The 18,972-nt window shown below is 63.5% G+C and carries 16 protein-coding genes; 9 read left to right on the top strand and 7 right to left on the bottom strand.

The features are described from left to right. The first annotated feature begins 247 nt into the window (after nucleotides 1-247). Nucleotides 248-1,009: a GntR family transcriptional regulator gene (locus EOB49_RS27435; protein ID WP_127268272.1), complete on the top strand. Its 762-nt coding sequence runs from the start codon at nucleotides 248-250 to the stop codon at nucleotides 1,007-1,009. Nucleotides 1,010-1,129: 120 nt separating this feature from the next. Here EOB49_RS27435 and EOB49_RS27430 read toward each other — a convergent pair whose 3' ends face one another. From EOB49_RS27430 to EOB49_RS27400, 7 genes are all read right to left on the bottom strand, one after another. Further along, a complete protein-coding gene (locus EOB49_RS27430; protein ID WP_127382827.1) occupies nucleotides 1,130-2,008 on the bottom strand; it encodes an SMP-30/gluconolactonase/LRE family protein in 879 nt (292 codons plus the stop codon). 47 nt (nucleotides 2,009-2,055) lie between these two features. Further along, nucleotides 2,056-3,018, bottom strand: a complete 963-nt coding sequence (locus EOB49_RS27425) for a 3-keto-5-aminohexanoate cleavage protein (RefSeq protein WP_127382826.1) — start codon at nucleotides 3,016-3,018, stop codon at nucleotides 2,056-2,058. Then, complete coding sequence (locus tag EOB49_RS27420) at nucleotides 3,015-3,962, bottom strand: 3-hydroxyacyl-CoA dehydrogenase (protein ID WP_127382825.1); 948 nt, start codon at nucleotides 3,960-3,962, stop codon at nucleotides 3,015-3,017. Before EOB49_RS27420 ends, EOB49_RS27425 begins: the two co-directional genes overlap by 4 nt. 10 nt (nucleotides 3,963-3,972) lie before the next feature. Continuing rightward, nucleotides 3,973-4,779, bottom strand: a complete 807-nt coding sequence (locus EOB49_RS27415) for an SDR family oxidoreductase (protein ID WP_127382824.1) — start codon at nucleotides 4,777-4,779, stop codon at nucleotides 3,973-3,975. 13 nt (nucleotides 4,780-4,792) lie between these two features. Then, entirely contained in the window at nucleotides 4,793-6,877 is a 2,085-nt protein-coding gene (locus tag EOB49_RS27410; RefSeq protein WP_127382823.1) for an ABC transporter permease, read from the bottom strand. Next, complete coding sequence (locus EOB49_RS27405) at nucleotides 6,874-8,397, bottom strand: sugar ABC transporter ATP-binding protein (RefSeq protein ID WP_127382822.1); 1,524 nt, start codon at nucleotides 8,395-8,397, stop codon at nucleotides 6,874-6,876. The genes EOB49_RS27410 and EOB49_RS27405 overlap by 4 nt, the downstream gene beginning before the upstream one ends. Nucleotides 8,398-8,479: 82 nt before the next feature. Further along, nucleotides 8,480-9,607 carry a sugar ABC transporter substrate-binding protein gene (locus tag EOB49_RS27400; RefSeq protein ID WP_127382821.1) on the bottom strand — a complete coding sequence of 376 codons (1,128 nt, stop codon included), beginning with the start codon at nucleotides 9,605-9,607 and terminating at the stop codon, nucleotides 8,480-8,482. A 219-nt stretch (nucleotides 9,608-9,826) separates the two neighbouring features. Here EOB49_RS27400 and EOB49_RS27395 point away from each other — a divergent pair, with 219 nt between their 5' ends. The 8 genes from EOB49_RS27395 to EOB49_RS27360 form a co-directional block, all read left to right on the top strand. After that, entirely contained in the window at nucleotides 9,827-10,501 is a 675-nt protein-coding gene (locus tag EOB49_RS27395; protein WP_013533053.1) for a GntR family transcriptional regulator, read from the top strand. Between the two features lie 290 nt (nucleotides 10,502-10,791). Then, nucleotides 10,792-11,619: a phosphogluconate dehydrogenase C-terminal domain-containing protein gene (locus EOB49_RS27390; protein ID WP_127269048.1), complete on the top strand. Its 828-nt coding sequence runs from the start codon at nucleotides 10,792-10,794 to the stop codon at nucleotides 11,617-11,619. Between the two features lie 328 nt (nucleotides 11,620-11,947). Next, on the top strand, nucleotides 11,948-12,889 hold the full coding sequence (locus EOB49_RS27385; protein ID WP_127269049.1) for a D-ribose ABC transporter substrate-binding protein: 942 nt from the start codon (nucleotides 11,948-11,950) through the stop codon (nucleotides 12,887-12,889). 95 nt (nucleotides 12,890-12,984) lie between these two features. Continuing rightward, entirely contained in the window at nucleotides 12,985-13,629 is a 645-nt protein-coding gene (locus EOB49_RS27380; protein ID WP_127318184.1) for a DUF2291 family protein, read from the top strand. Beyond that, entirely contained in the window at nucleotides 13,626-15,182 is a 1,557-nt protein-coding gene (locus EOB49_RS27375; RefSeq protein ID WP_127382820.1) for a sugar ABC transporter ATP-binding protein, read from the top strand. Before EOB49_RS27380 ends, EOB49_RS27375 begins: the two co-directional genes overlap by 4 nt. Beyond that, nucleotides 15,175-16,239: an ABC transporter permease gene (locus EOB49_RS27370; RefSeq protein WP_127326976.1), complete on the top strand. Its 1,065-nt coding sequence runs from the start codon at nucleotides 15,175-15,177 to the stop codon at nucleotides 16,237-16,239. The genes EOB49_RS27375 and EOB49_RS27370 overlap by 8 nt, the downstream gene beginning before the upstream one ends. Nucleotides 16,240-16,241: 2 nt before the next feature. Continuing rightward, complete coding sequence (locus EOB49_RS27365; protein ID WP_127382819.1) at nucleotides 16,242-17,276, top strand: Gfo/Idh/MocA family oxidoreductase; 1,035 nt, start codon at nucleotides 16,242-16,244, stop codon at nucleotides 17,274-17,276. After that, a partial coding sequence (locus EOB49_RS27360) for a hypothetical protein (protein WP_127382818.1) occupies nucleotides 17,273-18,972 on the top strand: 1,700 nt, incomplete at its 3' end. The genes EOB49_RS27365 and EOB49_RS27360, both read left to right, overlap by 4 nt.

Genomic DNA, 18,972 nt, shown 5'->3' with positions numbered 1-18,972 from the left:
GTGCGGACAAAGCGTCCCCAATGCGTACCGTTGCTGTGCCGCAATGCTGCTTCCAGCGGAACGGTGATGGTGGTCGCCTTGATGTCCGTGATCTTCATGCCGGCTCCTCTCCCCTGGCCTGCCGACGTCATACACACTACCATGGTAGTATGTCAATACAGCGTCAATCCTGCTTGCCGCTTGAGTTGGGGCGTGCGCAGTGTCATGACCGGAGCAGTGCAGCGCCATTCACAGCAACGGATTCGTCATGGGGACCAAGCTTTCGGGGGCGACCAGGTTTTCAGGCAATGCTGCCAGGCTGAAAAACGCCGGTCAGCGCGACCCCTCGCGGGTTCTGGAGCCGGTCAACAATCGCATGCCGATCTCACCGCAGATATACGAGCGCCTGCGCCGCGCCATCACGACGCTGGCGATGTTGCCGTCGGAAGCGCTCAGCGAACAGGACCTGGCCCAGCAGCTCGGTGTCAGCCGGACACCGGTGCGCGAGGCGCTGATCCGGCTTGCCGATGAAGGGCTGATCGACATCCTGCCGCAGCGCGGCAGCTTCGTCGCGCCGATCCGGCTAAGTGACGTCGAGGAAGCGCAGTTCATTCGCGAGGCGCTCGAAGTCTCCGTCGTGCAGAAGCTGGCCGGACACGGTTCGAGCGCCTTCATCGCGGCAGGCAGGGTGAACCTTGCCCAGCAGGCCAAGGCAGTGGCCGAGGGCGACCGCGAGCTTTTTCTCGAGCTCGACGAGGGCTTCCATCGCAGCCTTTGCGAAGAGGCCGGCCTGCCCAAGAGCTGGCGGGTGATCCAGGTGGTCAAGCTGCAGATGGACCGTGTGCGCTATCTGAGCCTGCCCGAACCCGGCCACCTTGAAACGCTGCTCGCTCAGCATGTGGCGATCTTCGAGGCTGTGGAGACCGGCGAGGCAAAGCAGGCAGGCGCGCGTATGGCGGCGCATTTGCGCGAAGTGCTCCGCACGGTTCAACGGCTCAACGTGGCCCGCCCGGACCTCTTTGGCCAATGATCCATTGACCGCTCATTGGGTGAAGAGCAGCGCCGCGGGCGTGCTGCCACATTTTTGATGAGGAATTCCTGGTGCCAAGGCCTGATCCGCGTATGCTACGGGCGCTTCGCTTGCCTGGCGTCAACCGCCGAAGCGCGGCTCCGCGACGCCCGTGATGCCAAGGCCCGTGATGGCGAACAGACTGCCGCGCAAAACGCCGTCGCCGGGAAAACGCGGCAGCGGCGGCTTGGCCATCGAGGTGACGTAAAGGGTGTCCAGCTTCGGCCCGCCGAACATGACGCTGGTGATCTTTTTGACCGGCATGTCGATGACACGGTCGATGCTGCCATCGGGCGCATAGCGCACCAGTCTTCCGTCATAGACCAGCGCATTCCACAGATAGCCCTCGGCATCGACGGTCGAGCCGTCCGCCGCACCGCCTCGGCTGGTGTCGACGCGCACGAAGGTACGCCTGTTGGTGGCGGCACCGGTCGCGATGTCGTAGTCGTAGGCCCATATCTCGCCGGTCCAGGTGTCGGCGAAATAGAAGGTGCGGTCGTCGGGGCTCCAGCATGGACCATTGGAACAGATGATGCCGGAATCGATCCGGGTGACGGAGAAGTCCGGATCGAGCCTGTAGAGCCCGCCGGACGGCCCCTCTTCCATCGTATCCATGGAGCCGGCGAAGAAACGGCCGTACCGGTCGACCTTGCCGTCGTTGAGCCGGTTCATCGGCTTGTCCGGCTCGGGATCGTGGATCAGCGTCACATCGCCGGAGGCGAAATCGATCAGATGGAAGCCGCGCTGCAGCGACACCACGGCGCCGCTGCCATCCTTACGCAGCGCCATCGAGCCGATCTTCATCGGCACGTCCCATGACCGGATCTCGCGTCCGTCGGCGGTCGCCCGAAACACGCGCCCGTCGAAGCTGTCGATCCAGTAGAGTCGTTCCTGTTCGACGTCCCACAGCGGCCCCTCGCCCAGTGTGGTCTTCACGTCCACCACGACTTCGATCTTCATGCCGTCCTCCTCCGTTTTTGCGTCTCGCGGCGATTGCTCGGGCCGCCTCAGAAAGCGACCTTGTCGCCGCCTTTCAATGACAGGATCTCGCGTGCCTCGTCGGGCGTCGCGACCTCCATGCCGAGCCCTTCGATGATCTTGCGGGCCAGCAAGACCTGCTCAGCGTTCGATTTGGCAAGCTTGCCTTTGCCAGCCCACAGACTGTCCTCCAGCCCGACGCGGATGTTGCCGCCAAGCGCTGCCGATTGCGCGGCGATGCGGAGCTGGCTGGCGCCAGCGCCGAGAACCGACCAGCGGAACTGGTCGCCGAACAGCCGGTCGGCAGTGCGCTTCATGTGGGCGACGTCTTCGGGATGGGTGCCGATACCACCGAGCAGTCCGAACACCGACTGCACGAAGAAAGGCGGCTTCACCAACCCGCGGTCGGCGAAGTGGGAAAGGTTGTAGAGATGGGCGATGTCGTAGCACTCGAACTCGAAACGCGTGCCGTTGTCGTAGCAGGTCGCCAGGATGTACTCGATGTCCTTGAACGAGTTGCGAAAGACGAGGTCGCGGGTCGCTTCCAGATGCGGCTTTTCCCAGTCGAATTTGAAGGTCTCGTATTTGTCGGCGAGGTGATAGAGCCCGAAATTGATCGAGCCCATGTTGAGCGAGGCGACTTCCGGTTTGAACAGGGCGGCCGGGCGCACGCGCTCCTCGACCTTCATGTACGGGCTGCCACCGGTGGTGATGTTGATGGCGGCGTTGGTGCCTTGCTTGACGCGCGGCAGGAAGCGAGCGAAGGCCTCCGGCGTCTGGTCGGGCTTGCCGGTTTCCGGATCGCGCGCATGCAGATGCAGGATTGCGGCACCGGCTTCGGCAGCCGCGATCGCCTCCGAAGCGATCTGGTCTGGCGTGATCGGCAGATAAGGCGACATCGTCGGCGTGTGGATGGCACCTGTCACCGCGCAGGTGATGATGACCTTGCCCCTGGTCTGTGCAGGCCCCGGCTTGCGGCTGGTTTGCGTCATTCTCCGAACTCCTGATCCGATTTTCTCTTGTGGGCGGCGAGCGCCATGAGCCGACGGTCACGCCACACCTGCCGGTCGCCTAGGCTTTGCTGTGGCAGTCGCTTGCGGCGATCAGCCTCGACTGTGTCGATGACCTTGCCGGCCCAGTCGACGCGTCGCTGCATCTGGGGAAAGATGTTGGAATAGATGCCCTGATAACGCTCGACATAGTCGCGCACGCCGCCAGGCGCATTGAGATCGATGGTCTCGAATGGACCCATGAACGACCAGCGCAGCGCCAGCCCGTCGCGGATGCCGATGTCGACATCCTCGACACTGGCGTAGCCGTCGGCGACAAGCCGGAAAGCCTCCTCCAGCAATGCGCCTTGCAGGCGGTTCATGATGAAGCCGTCGAGTTCGCGGTTCATCACCAGGGGCGCATGACCGGCGTCGATGAGGAAGGCGCGGGTTGTCTCGACCGTCTCGGCGGACGTCCATGGCGCCGGCACGATTTCGGCCGCCGGAATGAGATAGGGCGGATTGATCGGATGCACGACCAGACAGCGCTGCCGCCCTTGCAGATGGTCGGTGAATTTCGACGGCAACAGCGCCGAGGTGGAACTGGCGATGACTGTTTGCGGATCGGCAAGGCTGTCGATCAGCGAGAACACCTCCCGCTTCACCTCGAGGTTTTCAGGCGTGTTCTCCTGGATATGGACCGCACCAGCCAGCGCCTCTGCCAGCTCGGCGACAATGGTGATCCGGCCGAGCACGGCGTCGACCGCCTTTCCCCGCAACAGGTCGTTCCGGGCGAGATCGCCGAGCACGCCGGCAATGTAGTCGCGGGCGCCACCCGTGGCAGTGGGCAACTGGTCCCACATCCGCACATCATGGCCGGCGCGGGCAAAGCTGATTGCCCAAGCCCGCCCGATAAACCCGCTTCCGACGATCGCGACATTGGCCATGGCTTGTTCCTCAAAGTGTTTCGACGTTGCCGTCGACGCCGAGCGACTGGCCGGAAATGTTGATCCCCGCATCGGAGAGCAGGAAGGCGACCATCGACGCGACATCATAGGGGCTGGTCATGCGGCGCAGCGAGATGTTCTGCAGATAGCGTCCGGTCATCTCCTCGTGGCTGATACCGACCTGCTTGGCGCGCGCCGAGATAACACCTTCGATGCGGGGCCCCTCGATGATGCCGGGCAGGATGGCGTTGACCCTGATGGCGTGCGGTCCGAGCTCCTTGGCGAGACTCTGCGTGAAACCGATGACACCGAACTTGGCCGCCGAATAGGGTGTGCGGAAGGCGTAGCCATGGCGGCCGGCGGCAGACGACATCGAGACGATCGAACCACCGCCCGCCGCCTTGATCAGCGGCACTGCGCGACGGGCGCACAGGAACTGGCCGGTCAGGCAGATGTCGATGCAGCGCCGCCAGTCGGAAGGGTCGATCTCGTCGACACCGCCGGTCGGCCCGGCAATGCCGGCATTGTTGATCAACGCATCGAGCCCGCCGAGTTTTTTCTCGACCGCCTCGAACAGGCGGTCGACATCCTCGTCGCGCGAGACATCGGCCTTGACCGCAGCGACAAGGTCGATCTTGCCGGGAGCAGCGGCCAGCGCCTCGTCGGAAACATCGCAGACGACGATGCGGGCGCCGAGGCGTGACAGCGTGTCGGCTATGGCAAACCCGATGCCGCCGGCGCCCGCCGTGACCAGCACGCGCTGGCCTTTCAGCCCGGTCAGAAATTCGTCCGCCGATTCCGGCGCCCTTGTGCTCATGGTCCTGTCCTTCTCATTGCAGCCGCCGTTCGCGCAGCGCCATGACGGCGCCCAGAACGACCAGTCCGTAAAGAATTGCCCTCGTGGCATAGGGAAGCGTGGTGCCGGCGAGCAGCATCTGCAGTGCGGTCAGCAACAACACGCCGCCGAGCATGCCGAGATAGTGGCCGCGTCCGCCGGTGATCAGCGCGCCGCCGACCACCACCACGGCGATCGACGGCAACAGATAGTCGTCGCCCATGCCGAGGCTCGCCTGGCCGGAAAAGCCGGTCAGCATGATGCCGACAACAGCCGCGCAGACGGCCGAAAGCATATAGACCAGGATCAGCGTGCGCTCGACGCCGATGCCCGACAAGCGCGCCGCGCGCAGCCCATTGCCGATGCCGTAGACGCGCCTTCCGAACGGGGTGCGGCCAAGCAGCAGTACCGCCGCGACGACAAAGACGACCATCAGCAGGACGATTGGGGTCAGCAGGCCGGCAAGCTTGGCCGTCATGACCCAGCGCAGCATCGGCGAGGAAAACCCGGCCGGCGTTCCCTGCGAATAGAGCAGCGCACAGCCTTGCAGAATGCCGTTGGTGGCGAGCGTCATGACGATCGGCGAGATGCCGAGATAGACGATGCCGAAACCATTGGCGAAGCCGATGGCGCAGGCCATCACCAGGACGACCGGCAAGGCGTAGACAAGGGCGGCGTCGGAGCCGTTGACCATGCCTGCCAGGATGATGCCGGAGATGCCGATCGTCCACGGCACGGAGAGGTCGAGGCCCCCGGTCAGAATGACGGTTCCCTGCCCGAGCGCCAGGACGGCTAGAAAGGACGATAGCACCAGCAGCGAATTCCAGTACCCCGGATTGAGGATGGCGCGGCCGAGCCAGATCTGCGTGACGAGCACGATGAGCAGCAGGCAGACATAGGCCGGCAGCGCATAGCGCAGCGTTTCCGCGTTGCGCAGATGGAAGGCAGGGCGCGGCGATGCCGGACTGCGCTGGGCATGGGCTGGCTCGGCGATCTTGAGACGCCGGTCCACGCGCTCGAGTTGCGAGGGCAATATGCCGGCGCGCCAGGCGGCAAGCCGGGCGCGCGCGGCGCGCAATTGCACGGCAAGCACCGATGCATGCGAGATGGAGCCGGCAAGTGCTGCCAGCACCAGAATGGTGCCTTCGGCGATGGTCGCATAATAGGCCGAGACATTGAGCACCAGCAGGATGTTCACCACGATCATCAGGATGTAGGCGCCGAAGACAGAGCCCACCGGGCCGCCCTGCCCGCCACCGAGGCGCGTGCCGCCGACGACGACCGCCGCGAACATCGACAAGAGCAGCGGATTGCCGACCAGCGGATCGCCGCTGCCGGTCTGGGCGCTGATGAACACGCCGGCAAGGCCATAGCAGCCGCCGGCGATGACATAGACGGCAAAGCGCACCAGCACGACATTGATGCCGACGGAAGCGGCCGAGTCCGGATCGCTGCCGACCGCATAAAGTGCTGTGCCGAAGCGGGTTCCCTTCAGCCAGAACCAGGCGAGCAGGACGACGCCGATCACCACCAGCGGCATCGGCAGCCAGCCGGCGATCGCGTCGCCAAGATAGAAGGTACCGAGATCGGGCGACACGAAGCCACCGGGCTTGTCCATCACCAGCAGCGTCACGCCTTGCAGGATGAACATGGTGGACAGCGTCACCACGATGGGCTGCATGCGCAGCACGGCGATGAAGAAGCCGTTGAAGGCGCCCACCGCCATGCCGACGCCGATGCCGACGGCGGTCCACAGGATGATGCTGGCGCCTGGCGCCATCGGGTCCATGCTCGATGCCAGCACGGCATTGACCAGCGATATCACCGCCCCGGCGGACAGGTCGAAGCCGCCCGACAGGATGACGATGGTCTGACCGATCGCGGCGAGCGCCGAGGTGGCGCCGCCGCTCGACAGGAACGACACGTCGAAATAGGTCAGCGGCCCGGCGCTGGTCCAGTCGACGACGAAGAGCAGGATCGCCAGGACGGCCGCGGCGATCAGCGCGCCGCGATTGCGCACCAGCGCACGGCGCAGTCCGAAGCGGCCGGGAACAGGGGATGAGGATGCTGCGCTGCTCATGCGGCGGCTTCCCCGGCATGGCCAAGCGCCGGGCGCATGATGGCCGGTTCGGTGATGGCGTCGCCTTCGAGTTCGGCGGCGATGCGCCCGTCATAGAGGACCAGGACCCTGTCGCATTGGTGAACGAGTTCGGGGATCTCCGTCGAGTGCAGCAGGATCGAACCGCCCGAAGCCACATAGTTTCGCATCATCACATAAAGCTCGTGCTTGGTGCCGACGTCGATGCCTCGGGTGGGATCGAACAACAGCAGGATGCGGCTCTGCGCCACCAGCCATTTGGCGATGGCGATCTTCTGCTGGTTGCCGCCGGAAAACGCACCGGCCCGCGTCCACAGCGCGCGGCGGTCGACCTCGACAGTGGCGAATGCCGCCTCGACGGAGCGGGTCTCAGCCTGCGCGTCGACAAGGCCTAGCCGTGTGAAGCGCGATATCACCGGCAGGGTGGCGTTCTGGCTGCCCGACAGTTTCAGGAACAGGCCTTCGGATTTGCGGTCTTCCGGCACCAGGCCGATGGCCATGTTGGGGCGCAAGGCATCGGCCGGCGAACCGAGCCAGACCTTGCGGCCGTCGACGAGGATGTGGCCGCGCTCGATCTCGGCCATGCCAAAGCAGGCCAGGAACAGGTCCTGCTGGCCCATGCCCTGCAACCCGGCGACGCCGAGGATCTCGCCCTTGCGCAGATCGAAGCCGGCGCCGTCGAGCTTGCGTCCGACCTTGAGGTCGCGCACGCCCAGAACCGGCGGCCCGAAAGCCTGGGCGCTGTCCGGCTTGGGCGGGAAGGTCTGCTCGATGCTGCGGCCGATGATCTTTTCGATGACGTCGCCATCCGAGACGTCCGCAACCGGCGCGGTGACGATGTGGCGGCCGTTTCTCAAGATCGTCAGCGTGTCGCAAAAGGCGCGGACTTCGCGCATGCGATGGGTGATGAAGACGATGGTGGTACCCGCCGTCTTCAGCCTGGCGATGATCGCGCCCAGCCAGTCGACGTCGCGGCCGGCGAGCGTCGAGGTCGGTTCGTCAAGCAAAAGGATGCGCGGCTTGCGGTAGACGGCACGGGCGATTTCGATCTTCTGGCGCACCGAAAGCTCAAGTTCACCCACCTCGGCATCGAGATCGACGGAAAAACCGAGATTTTCGACATGGCGACGGACGGCCTTGCGGGCAGCACCGCGGCGGATCAGGCCGGAGACGCCCACGGGGGCGTAAGGCAGCATCATGTTGTCGAGGACGGAGAGGTCGCGCACCAGTGTCATCTCCTGGAATGCTGTCTGCATGCCGAGCGCATGGGCTGCGCGCGGGGCGCCGTAAGCGATCTCCTTGCCGAAGACACGGACATGGCCTTGGGTCGGCCGGACCAGCCCGGACAGCAGCTTCACAAGTGTCGACTTGCCGGCTCCGTTTTCACCGAGCAGGGCATGGACGCTGCCGGGCGCGATCGCAAACGACACGCCGTCCAGCGCGACGGTCGGGCCGAACGCCTTGCTGATCTCGATGGCGGGGAGCTCGGAATGTTCTGTCATTGTCCTCGATCGCCAGGCTTGGCATGGACTGACGATGCACGGACAGAAAATGTCCGCGCATCGTCAGATCGCCTTGGGAGGCTTATTCTTCCGGTTGTCCCACGAGGGCAGCCGCGAGGCCGACCTCGGGTGTCTGGTCCGAGAAGATCGAGGCAAACCAGCCCGGATTGGAGACCAGCGACGGCTTGAAGGCGTTGCAGCCGGCCTTCATCTCCGCCCATGTGCCTTCGTCGCACAGCTTGATCGTCTCATTGGTGACGACCGGCAGCGGCAGGATGGTGGTTTTCGGCACGTCCTTGCCTTCGATCGCCTCGACGGCAAGCTTCAGCGCCAGCGCACCCGAATAAGGCGGCGAGGCATAGGAAATGCGTTGTGCGCCGGCCGGCGCGTAGGGCGCGGCCGCACCTTCGACTGCGGTGCCCTCCGGCAGCATCTGGATGCGGCCGCCATTGGAACCTTCGCCGGCGCAAGGCAGGAGTTCGCTGGTCTTCTTGCCGGCCTCGAGCTGCATCGAGTTGGCGGTGAAGCAGCCGACCTGCATCCACAGCCCGTTGATGTCGTCCCAATTGCGGGTGGCCAGGATTTTCGAAAGCTCGGTGCGGGCGACCGCCTGGCTCCACATGCCGACAGCCTCGCCGACGATCTTGATATCAGGATATTTGGCGAAGACTTCCTTGGCGGCTTTTGTCCGCTGATCGTCAACGGATGTTCCCGGGACACCCGTGATGGCGATGATGTTGCCCTTGCCGTTGAGCTTCTTGACCAGCCATTCGGCGGTCACCCTGCCGGCTTCCAGCTGGTCGATGTGGACGTTGTAGGCGCAAGGCTCGGTGATCTCGGCGTCGTAGGCAAAGACCTTCACGCCCTTGTCGCAGGCATTCTTGACGACCTGGTTGAGCGCGGTCGGCGAGATCGGATATACGACGATGGCCTCGGCGCCGCTTTGCACCATTGCGTTGATCTGCTGAATCTGGCGTTGCGCGTTGGGGCCTGCGACCTGGACCTGCAGGTCGACCTTGTCGGCCAGGCTCTTGTGGGCGGCCATGGCCTTGACCATGTTGGCCGCCTCCGCCTGCCAATCATTGCCGATGTAGCTCATGCTGAGAAAGATCTTGTGCTTCTCGGCTGCCTGCGCGGCGGACAGGCCGAAGGCGCATGCAGCCATCCCAGCCAGCAGCGCGAGCCGCCGGACTTTCGATCCGATACCCATGTGAAACTCCTCCCAAACAGAACGACCGAATGCCTCCCAAGGGCACAAAACGTAGCCCTTGCCATTCGATGCCAGCGACCGTAACATGATTTGATCAAATATCAATGATGAAATCGTTTATATCGAAACGAGCTATGTCGGCCGCTTGACGTGGCACCACGAACCTTGCATTCCGACACAAGCAATAGTGTCGCCCTTGGGCGGGAAGGTTGACCGGAGATGGCTGGATCGGCGTTCAGGAAGCCTGGTGTCGAGATCATTCCACTGTCCAAGGAAACTCTGCAGGACCGGGTCTACAATCAGGTCACCGAACTGATCCTCGACGGCAGCATCGTACCGGGCGAGATGGTCACGGTTCAGAGCCTCGCCGACGCCTTTGGCGTCAGCCCGATGCCGGTCAGGGAAGCGCTGCGGCGCCTGACGGCAGCCAACGCGCTCACCGTGGTATCCGGGCGCTCCATTGGCATTCCGGCACTCAGCCGCGAGCGGCTCACCGATTTGCGCAATGTACGTTTTGAGATAGAGGCCATCGCCGCCGGCTGGGCCTCACAGAACCGGAGTGATGCGGATCTTGCGATTTTCGCGCGCGATCTGGACTCACTGGAACGCGCGAATGGCGCGGACGACGTAAAGGCCTATCTCAGGGCGAATTATACCTTCCACTTCGCAATCTACCGAGCAGCGGGATCCGAAACCCTGCTCAAGATCATCAAGGATCTATGGCTGCAGATCAGCCCCTATTTCAATATGCTGCATGGGTCCTACTCGACCGCGAACACATACCATCAACAGATGTTTGCGGCCCTGCGCGACCGGGACGAGCAGGCAGTTCAGGCGGCGGTTCGTGGCGATATCGATGCGGCTTTCGACATGCTGGTCGATCTTTTGAAGTAGCGCCCGGCCCGGCCTCCGACCCCTATCACATGCCTCCTATTTCTGGGGATGGCAGAGCAGCGCTCATGCGCACTCAGCGGGCAAGCGCGGGCTTCTTCTGGTGATCTAGAGATCATATCCCGAGCGCGCCATCCATGATTCTCGTGCTGGAGCTTACCGGCGGCAGCCGATGACGCGGCGAACGCATCGCATGGTCATTATCGGATTGCCAAAATCTGGTAGCGTGATTATACCAGTTGATCAGTTGACGACGCGCGATGCCGTCGGCGAAGAACAGGAGTGGTGACCAGATGACAACGATTGCGCTGTTCGGGGCTGGCGGGAAAATGGGCTACCGCCTGTCGACCAATTTTCGCGGGTCGCCCTACACGATACGCCATGTCGAGGTCAGCGATGCCGGCCGCGAACGGCTGAAGACCGGACTGGGTTTCGATACGGTCAGTGCCGACGAGGCGCTCAAGGACGCCGATGTGGTGATCCTGGCCGTCCCCGACACGCATATCGGCAAGGTCGCGGCCAGCATCGAGAGCAAGCTGGCGCCAGGCACGATGGTGGTGGTGCTCGACGCGGCGGCACCTTTCGCCGGCCATCTGCCGAAGCGGCCTGACCTCACCTATTTCGTCACTCACCCCTGCCATCCGCCGATCTTCAATGACGAGACCGACATGGCAGCCAAGAAGGACTATTTCGGCGGCGTGAAGGCCAAGCAGCACATGGTCAGCGCCCTGATGCAGGGCCCGGAAGAGGACTACGCCAAGGGCGAGGCGATCGCGAAGATCATATGGGCGCCGGTGATGCGTTCGCACCGCGTCAGCGTCGAACAGATGGCGCTGCTCGAGCCTGGCCTTTCGGAGACGGTGTGCGCCTCGTTGCTGGTGGTCATGAAAGAAGCCGTCGACGAGGTCGTGGCGCGCGGCGTCGACCAGCAGGCGGCACTCGACTTCCTGCTCGGCCATATGAACGTGCTCGGCGCCGTCATTTTCGGCGAGACCAAGGGCGTTTTCTCGGATGCCTGCAACAAGGCGATCGAATTCGGCAAGCCGGTGCTGATGCGTGACGACTGGAAGCGCGTGTTCGAACCGGAAGAGATCGCCGCCAGCATTCAGCGGATCACCTGAGAGAAGACAGGTGCTTGACGCAGCACCTCGAAGGCCCGGCATGCCATTGCCGATCCTCGGTTTTGGTAGCTCATCAAGTACATGTCACCTGAATTTGTGGTTGACTCATCATACCAGTTGGCTTAGCTGTTCATGGCTCGGATCGACAAGGTTTCGCAGGGAGCACGATGCCTGGGCAAGTGGAGGATGGCTGGGGAGCAACGATCCGTCCTGGGTAAGCCGGCAACGGTTTTCGACCCAAGCGATCCGCGGCCCGGGCTGCCTGACGAATTCGGATGCAGACAAAGCCATTGGCCGATCAAGGCAATTTTTCAAACGGGAGGACTTCATGAAACTCACACGCAGAATGACGCTTGCGGCTTTCGCCGGCATGCTGGCGCTTGGCACGGCAGTGCCCGCCTATGCGGCGGATCTCATCGCCATTATCACGCCCTCACACGACAATCCGTTCTTCAAGGCGGAAGCCGTCGGCGCGGAAGCCAAGGCCAAGGAACTCGGCTATGAGGCGCTGGTGCTGGTCCATGACGACGACGCCAACAAGCAGTCCGAGCTGATCGACACCGCGATCGGCCGCGGTGCCAAGGCGATCATCCTCGACAATGCCGGCGCGGACGCCACCGTCGCCGCCGTGCAGAAGGCCAAGGATGCGGGCATTCCGTCCTTCCTGATCGACCGCGAGATCAACGCCACCGGCGTGGCCGTGGCGCAGATCGTCTCCAACAACTACCAGGGCGCCCAGCTCGGCGCGCAGGAATTCGTCAAGCTGATGGGCGAGAAGGGCAATTTCGTCGAACTGGTCGGCAAGGAATCCGACACCAATGCCGGCATTCGTTCCAAGGGTTATCACGACGTCATCGATGACTATCCGGACCTGAAGATGGTTGCCCAGCAGTCGGCCAACTGGAGCCAGACGGAAGCCTATTCCAAGATGGAATCGATCCTGCAGGCCAACCCCGACATCAAGGGCGTGATCTCCGGCAACGATACGATGGCGATGGGCGCCTATGCGGCACTTGCCGCGGCGAACCGCAAGGACGTCATCGTCGTCGGCTTCGACGGATCGAACGACGTACGGGACTCCATCGCGTCGGGCGGTATCAAGGCAACCGTGCTGCAGCCGGCCTTCGCGCAGGCGCAGATGGCGGTCGAGCAGGCCAACGACTTCATCAAGAACAAGAAGTCGCCGGCCAAGGAAAAGCAGTTGATGGACTGCGTTCTGATCAATGGCGACAATGCCGCCAAGCTGGAGACCTTCGCGCTGACGAACTGAGCCAGCGTGATTTCAATAGCGAGGGGCGAACATCGGTTTTCGCCCCTCGCCGCCATTTTCCGTGGGCCGCCCACGATGCTGAACGACAGGCCGCCATGCTGAACACCAAGCCGAACTGGCCGACCCTTACCGTAATGGTCGGCATCAGCCTGACCGCCTGCAAGATCCTGCCTACGAAATCGGAAGCCGGAGACAACGCTCCCGCCTTCAATCCAGACAAGATGGTCGAAGAGACATGGGCGGCAAAGGTCGTGCCCTATCTCCAGCAGAAAGCCGGACCGTTTGCGCAGGTTCACACCCTGGCGACAACCGATCCATCGGCTGCCGGCGCCAAATACGGCAATCCGAACAAGCAGGCGAATTCGCCTTGGACTTTCGCGGTTCGCCTGGAAGGCAAGATCGTCGCGGCCAACACGCAGTCGCGGGCAGCAACCGTCGACGTCGATGTCGACGGCGACGGCAAAGCCGATGCACGAGTGCAGATCGGACCGGCGGTGCGCGGTACCGCGCTGCGCGACAGCCTGGACTTCATCCAGTTCAACGACTTCACCAACCAGATCGACTTCGCCCAGTTCGGCAAGGCGTTCAACGCTTATGCCGACAAGACGGTGCTCTCCAAGCTGCCACGCGATGCGCTGCAAGGCCGCAGCGCCAAGGTGCTCGGCGCCTATACGCTGGGGAGCGGCCAGGACCTGCCGCTGGTGACGGCGGCGGAGGCAGAGATCGGGCCGAAGCCATGAGCGCGACAGCTGAGCGCGAAATCATCCTGAAGCTCGAGGACGTCTCCAAGGTCTATTCCGGCACCGTTGCGGTCAAGCGCGCCAATTTCGAGGTGCGCAAGGGCGCGGTCAACGTGCTGGTCGGTGAAAACGGCGCCGGCAAGTCGACGCTGATGAAGATCATCGCCGGTGTCGAACGGCCGACCGCCGGCCGCATCCTGCTGGAAGGTGAAGAGGTTTCCTTCTCCTCGTCCGCGGACGCGGTGAACCGCGGCATCGGCATGGTGTTCCAGGAGCTGAACCTGTTCGGCAATCTGAGCGTCGCCGAGAATATTTTCGCCACCCGGGAGATCACCAACCGCTTCGGCAAGATCGACCGCGAGCAACAGGAAAACCGCGCTGCGGAATTTCTGGAACGCCTGCAAGCCGGCATACGGCCAGACATGCTGGTTGAGGATCTGCGCATCGGTCAGCAGCAGCTGGTCGAGATCGCCAAGGCGGTCTCGCTCGACGCGCGCATCCTGATCATGGACGAGCCGACCTCGGCGCTGAGCGCTGCGGAAGTCGAGATCCTGTTCAAGGTGATCGCCGACCTCAAGGCACGCGGCGTGGCGATCGTTTATATCTCGCACCGGCTCGAAGAGCTGATCCGCATCGGCGACTACATCACCGTGCTGCGTGACGGCCGCATCACCGGCCAGGAAGAGATGAAGAACGTCGACACGCAATGGATCGTTCGCCAGATGATCGGCTCCGACGCCAAGGACTTCGCCAAGGCCGACGGCCATCTTCCGGGAGAAGAGATTTTTCGTGCCGAGGAGATCTGCCTGCCCCGCGCCACCGGCGGACTTGCCGTCGACCATGTCTCGTTGTCGCTGCGTGCCGGCGAGATCCTCGGCATTTACGGCCTGATGGGCGCCGGGCGCAGCGAGCTGTTCGACTGCATCATGGGCCGTCACGGCCATTCGACGGGCGAGATCTTCATTGGCGGTATAAAGGTCAAGGAGCGCGATACGACGCGGCGCATCCGGCGTGGCCTGGCATTGATCCCCGAAGACCGTCAGCGCGAAGGGCTGGTCTCGATCCTCTCGGTCGCCAGCAATTTGACGCTGGCCAGCCTGTTGCGATTTGCCCGCCTGTTCCATATCCGTGGCGCCGACGAAAGGCAGGCGGTGACGCAGATGGTGCGGGAGCTGGCGATCAAGGTCGCCGACCCTGCGCAGGAGGTGTCGTCGCTGTCGGGCGGCAACCAGCAGAAAGTGGTGATCGGCAAGGCGCTGCTCACCGAACCCAAGGTGCTGCTGATGGACGAGCCCAGCCGAGGCATCGATGTCGGCGCCAAGGCCGACGTCTTCCGCACCATGCGCAAACTGTCCCGCGACGGTTTGGGGATTTTGTTCGCCACCTCCGACCTCGACGAGGTGATGGCGCTGTCCGACCGCATCGCGGTGATGAGCAACGGAAAACTGACCGGCATGTTCGATCGCGCCGAAGCGACGGAGGCGGCACTCGTGGCTGCATCCGCGCTTGGCCACGGACCGACCCCACGCACGGAGAGCACCGCCCATGACTGACATCCCAGCCAAAGCGGCCGCTCCCTCCACTTCCGGCGGCTCGGTGCTGCTGACCGTGATGAAGCTTCGGACGTTCATCGCGCTGATCGCCGTGCTGATCTTCTTCTCGATCGCGGCGCCGAATTTCCTGTCGACCGCCAATCTGATCCTGATGTCGAAGCACGTGGCGCTGAACGCATTCCTGGCGATGGGCATGACCTTCGTCATCATCACTGGCGGCATCGACCTTTCGGTCGGCTCGATCGTCGGCCTGTGCGGTATGGTGGCCGGCTATCTCGTGCTCAACGGCATCGACCTGCAGATCGGCTACACCATCTATTTCAACGTCTTCGAGATCGCGCTGATCACGCTTGCCGTCGGCATATTGATCGGCGCCGTCAACGGATTGCTGATCACCAGGCTGAACGTTGCACCGTTCATCGCCACGCTCGGCGTGCTCTACGTCGCGCGCGGCCTGGCGCTGCTGTCGTCGGACGGCCGCACCTTCCCCAACCTGGTCGGCAAACCGGAACTGGGAACCACCGGCTTCGGTTTCCTCGGCGCCGGCCGGCTGCTCGGCCTGCCGGTGGCGATCTGGATCCTGATCGTCGTTGCGCTGGGAGCCGCCTATCTCGCCAAATACACGCCACTCGGCCGCCACATCTTCGCGGTCGGCGGCAATGAACGGGCGTCGCGGATTTCGGGCGTCCGTGTCAACATGGTGAAGATGTTCGTCTATATGTTCTCCGGTTTCTGCGCGGCGATCGTCGGCCTGATCATCTCGTCCGAGCTGATGGCTTCGCATCCGGCGACAGGCGAAAGTTTCGAGCTCAACGCCATTGCGGCGGCGGTGCTTGGCGGTACCTCGATGTCGGGCGGGCGCGGCACGATCGGCGGCACCATCGTCGGCGCCTTCGTCATCGGCATTCTTTCGGACGGGTTGGTGATGATGGGCGTGAGTTCGTTTTGGCAGATGGTGATCAAGGGTCTCGTCATCATCGTCGCCGTTGTCGTCGACCAGGCACAACGCCGGCTTCAACAGCGCGTCACCTTGATGCAGATGGCGAAGGCGGGTTGAGCATGGCGGAGTTGCGTGGAGCGCTGATCGGCTGCGGCTTCTTTGCCGTCAACCAGATGCACGCCTGGCGCGGCATTGCGGGCGCCTCGATCGTCGCCATCTGCGACCGTGATCCGGAACGGCTCAAGATCGTCGGCGACCAATTCGGCATTGCGAAGCGCTATACCGATGCGGCGGAACTTTTTGCCGGCGAAAGCCTCGACTTCGTCGATATCGCCACCACCGCGCCCAGCCATCGTCCGCTTGTCGAAATGGCGGCCGCTCATCGCGTTCCGGTGATCTGCCAAAAGCCATTCGCGCCGACGCTGGCCGACGCCAAGGCCATGGTCCGGGCATGCGCACAAGCAGGCGTGCCGCTGATGGTGCATGAGAATTTTCGCTGGCAGTCGCCGATCCAGGCGGTGCGCGCCGTGCTCGACAGCGGCGAGATCGGCACGTCTTTCTTCGGGCGCATCTCCTTCCGCTCCGCCTATGACGTGTTTTCCGGCCAACCCTATCTGGCGACGGGAAAGCGTTTCATCATCGAGGACCTCGGCATCCATGTCCTCGACATCGCCCGTTTCCTGCTCGGCGACGTCTCGACCATCACGACGCGAACCGCCCGCATCAATCCTAGTATCGCGGGCGAGGATGTGGCGACCATGCTGATGGACCACAAGAGCGGCGCGACCTCCGTGGTCGACTGCAGCTACGCGACGAAGCTTGCGACCGAGCCGTTTCCCGAGACGCTGATCGAGATCGATGGCAGCGACGGCACGATCCGCTTGGCGCAGGGATACCGGCTGACCGTCACCGGCAAGAACGGCACGGTCGTCACCGACGTCTCGCCGCCGCTGCTGCCATGGGCGTCGCGTCCCTGGCACAACATCCAGGAAAGCGTTGTCGCCATCCAGCAGCACTGGGTAGACTGCCTGGCAAAGAGGATCGAACCGGCGACCTCGGGAGCGGACAATCTCGAGACGTTCGCGCTGGTCGAGGCGGCTTACGCCGGTGCCGCGAGCCGGCAAACGGTGCAACTCGACGCCTTGCTGAAATGACCGACGACGCCTTCCTGCTCTACGGCACGCGTACGGTCGAAGCCGAGCCGGTCAGGCTGCGCGCGGGCGCGCTTAGCGCCGACTTCGTCAACGGCAATCTACGCACCATCAGCCATGGCGGCACCGAAGTGCTGCGCGCCGTCGCCTATATCGTGCGTGACCGCGACTGGGGCACCTATGAGCCAAATTTGACGGACCTGATCATCGACCAGGCTGCCGACGCTTTTTCGGTCAGCTATTCGGCAAGCTGCCTGGCCCCCGATGGAACCCGGCTCGGCTTCCGCGCCACCATCAAAGGCTCCGCCGATGGCCGTCTGGTCTTCGAGGTCAGCGCCCTTCCCGAGAGCGATTTCGAAACCAACCGCTGCGGCTTCTGCATCCTTCACCCGATCGCCGACCTCGCCGGCAGCCCGGTCAAGGTCGAGCATACGGACGGCAGCGTGGAGGCGACAAAGCTTCCCGAACTGATAGACCCCTGGCAGCCTTTCAAGGATATCCGCGCCATCACCCATGAGGTTCGGCCTGGCATCACCGCCGAATGCCGGATGGAAGGCGATACTTTCGAAATGGAGGACCAGCGCAACTGGTCGGACGCCTCCTACAAGACCTATGTGCGGCCACTGGCGCTGCCCTGGCCCTATGTGCTGCCTGCCGGCCAGACCCTGCGCCAGACGATCAGCCTGCGCATCACTGGTGAAGGCGAAGCGCCGGCTGCCGCCGTGGCCAGCGAAGCGGTCCGCGTCGAACTCGGCGAGACCGGACCGAGACTGCCGGATGTCGGCGTGATCATCTATCCCGAAGATGTCGAGACGGCGCTGGCGAACCTCTCCACGCTGGCGACACTCGGCCCACAACAGCTGATCTTTCACTACGATCCGACGCGCGGCCACGGGCTCGACGCCTTGCGCGCTTTCGCCCGACTGGCAACTGCCTACGCAGCCGAAACGACCCTCGAATGCGTCGTTGTGTGCGCCGGCGATCTTGACGCCGAGATGTCAGGTGTCGCCGACCTGGTGCGCCAGGCCGGGCTAAAACTCTCGGCCATCGCCGTGTCGCCTTCGGTCGACCGGCAGTCGACACCGCCGGGCAGCACGTGGCCGGACTGTCCGCCGCTCGAAGACGTTTACGCGGCCGCGCGGCGCGCCTTTCCGGATATCCGCCTCGGCGGCGGCATGTTCAGCTACTTCACCGAACTCAACCGCAAGCGCGTGCCGGCGGACCAGCTCGATTTCATCACCCATTGTACTTGCCCGATCGTGCATGCCGCCGACGATCTCAGCATCATGCAATCGCTGGAGGCGCTGCCTTTCATCACCCGATCGGCGCGGGCGATCTTCGGGGCAAAGCCCTATCGGATCGGCCCGTCGACGATTGCCATGCGCCAGAACCCCTATGGCAGCGCGACCAAGCCCAATCCCGAGGGACAGCGCGTTGCCATGGCCGACAGCGATCCTCGCCACACCGGTCGGTTCGCTGCTGCATGGACGATCGGCTATGCCGCGCGTGTCGCACCGGTCGGACTGGAGATGTTGACACTTTCCAGCTTCACTGGGCCTTTCGGCGTGCTCGCTTCATCAGGGGAACCTGTCGCGGAAGGATCACACCGGCCAATCTTCCAGCCCATCAAGGGGCTTTGCGAGTTGGCCGGCCTTGCGCATGTGTCGGCAAGGACGAGCGATGAAACCAAGGTGCTGGC

The organism is Mesorhizobium sp. M7A.F.Ca.MR.148.00.0.0 (assembly GCF_003997735.1).
In the GTDB taxonomy this organism is placed as follows: domain Bacteria; phylum Pseudomonadota; class Alphaproteobacteria; order Rhizobiales; family Rhizobiaceae; genus Mesorhizobium.
The sequence above is the reverse complement of the archived record's forward strand: the minus strand, read 5'-3'. Positions and strand labels throughout refer to the sequence as shown.

Excerpts from the sequence above, each read along its gene's own strand:
- EOB49_RS27435 (WP_127268272.1), top strand. The coding sequence starts at position 248 with ATGGGGACCAAGCTTTCGGGGGCGACCAGGTTTTCAGGCAATGCTGCC.
- EOB49_RS27430 (WP_127382827.1), bottom strand. The coding sequence starts at position 2,008 with ATGAAGATCGAAGTCGTGGTGGACGTGAAGACCACACTGGGCGAGGGG.
- EOB49_RS27425 (WP_127382826.1), bottom strand. The coding sequence starts at position 3,018 with ATGACGCAAACCAGCCGCAAGCCGGGGCCTGCACAGACCAGGGGCAAG.
- EOB49_RS27420 (WP_127382825.1), bottom strand. The coding sequence starts at position 3,962 with ATGGCCAATGTCGCGATCGTCGGAAGCGGGTTTATCGGGCGGGCTTGG.
- EOB49_RS27415 (WP_127382824.1), bottom strand. The coding sequence starts at position 4,779 with ATGAGCACAAGGGCGCCGGAATCGGCGGACGAATTTCTGACCGGGCTG.
- EOB49_RS27410 (WP_127382823.1), bottom strand. The coding sequence starts at position 6,877 with ATGAGCAGCGCAGCATCCTCATCCCCTGTTCCCGGCCGCTTCGGACTG.
- EOB49_RS27405 (WP_127382822.1), bottom strand. The coding sequence starts at position 8,397 with ATGACAGAACATTCCGAGCTCCCCGCCATCGAGATCAGCAAGGCGTTC.
- EOB49_RS27400 (WP_127382821.1), bottom strand. The coding sequence starts at position 9,607 with ATGGGTATCGGATCGAAAGTCCGGCGGCTCGCGCTGCTGGCTGGGATG.
- EOB49_RS27395 (WP_013533053.1), top strand. The coding sequence starts at position 9,827 with ATGGCTGGATCGGCGTTCAGGAAGCCTGGTGTCGAGATCATTCCACTG.
- EOB49_RS27390 (WP_127269048.1), top strand. The coding sequence starts at position 10,792 with ATGACAACGATTGCGCTGTTCGGGGCTGGCGGGAAAATGGGCTACCGC.
- EOB49_RS27385 (WP_127269049.1), top strand. The coding sequence starts at position 11,948 with ATGAAACTCACACGCAGAATGACGCTTGCGGCTTTCGCCGGCATGCTG.
- EOB49_RS27380 (WP_127318184.1), top strand. The coding sequence starts at position 12,985 with ATGCTGAACACCAAGCCGAACTGGCCGACCCTTACCGTAATGGTCGGC.
- EOB49_RS27375 (WP_127382820.1), top strand. The coding sequence starts at position 13,626 with ATGAGCGCGACAGCTGAGCGCGAAATCATCCTGAAGCTCGAGGACGTC.
- EOB49_RS27370 (WP_127326976.1), top strand. The coding sequence starts at position 15,175 with ATGACTGACATCCCAGCCAAAGCGGCCGCTCCCTCCACTTCCGGCGGC.
- EOB49_RS27365 (WP_127382819.1), top strand. The coding sequence starts at position 16,242 with ATGGCGGAGTTGCGTGGAGCGCTGATCGGCTGCGGCTTCTTTGCCGTC.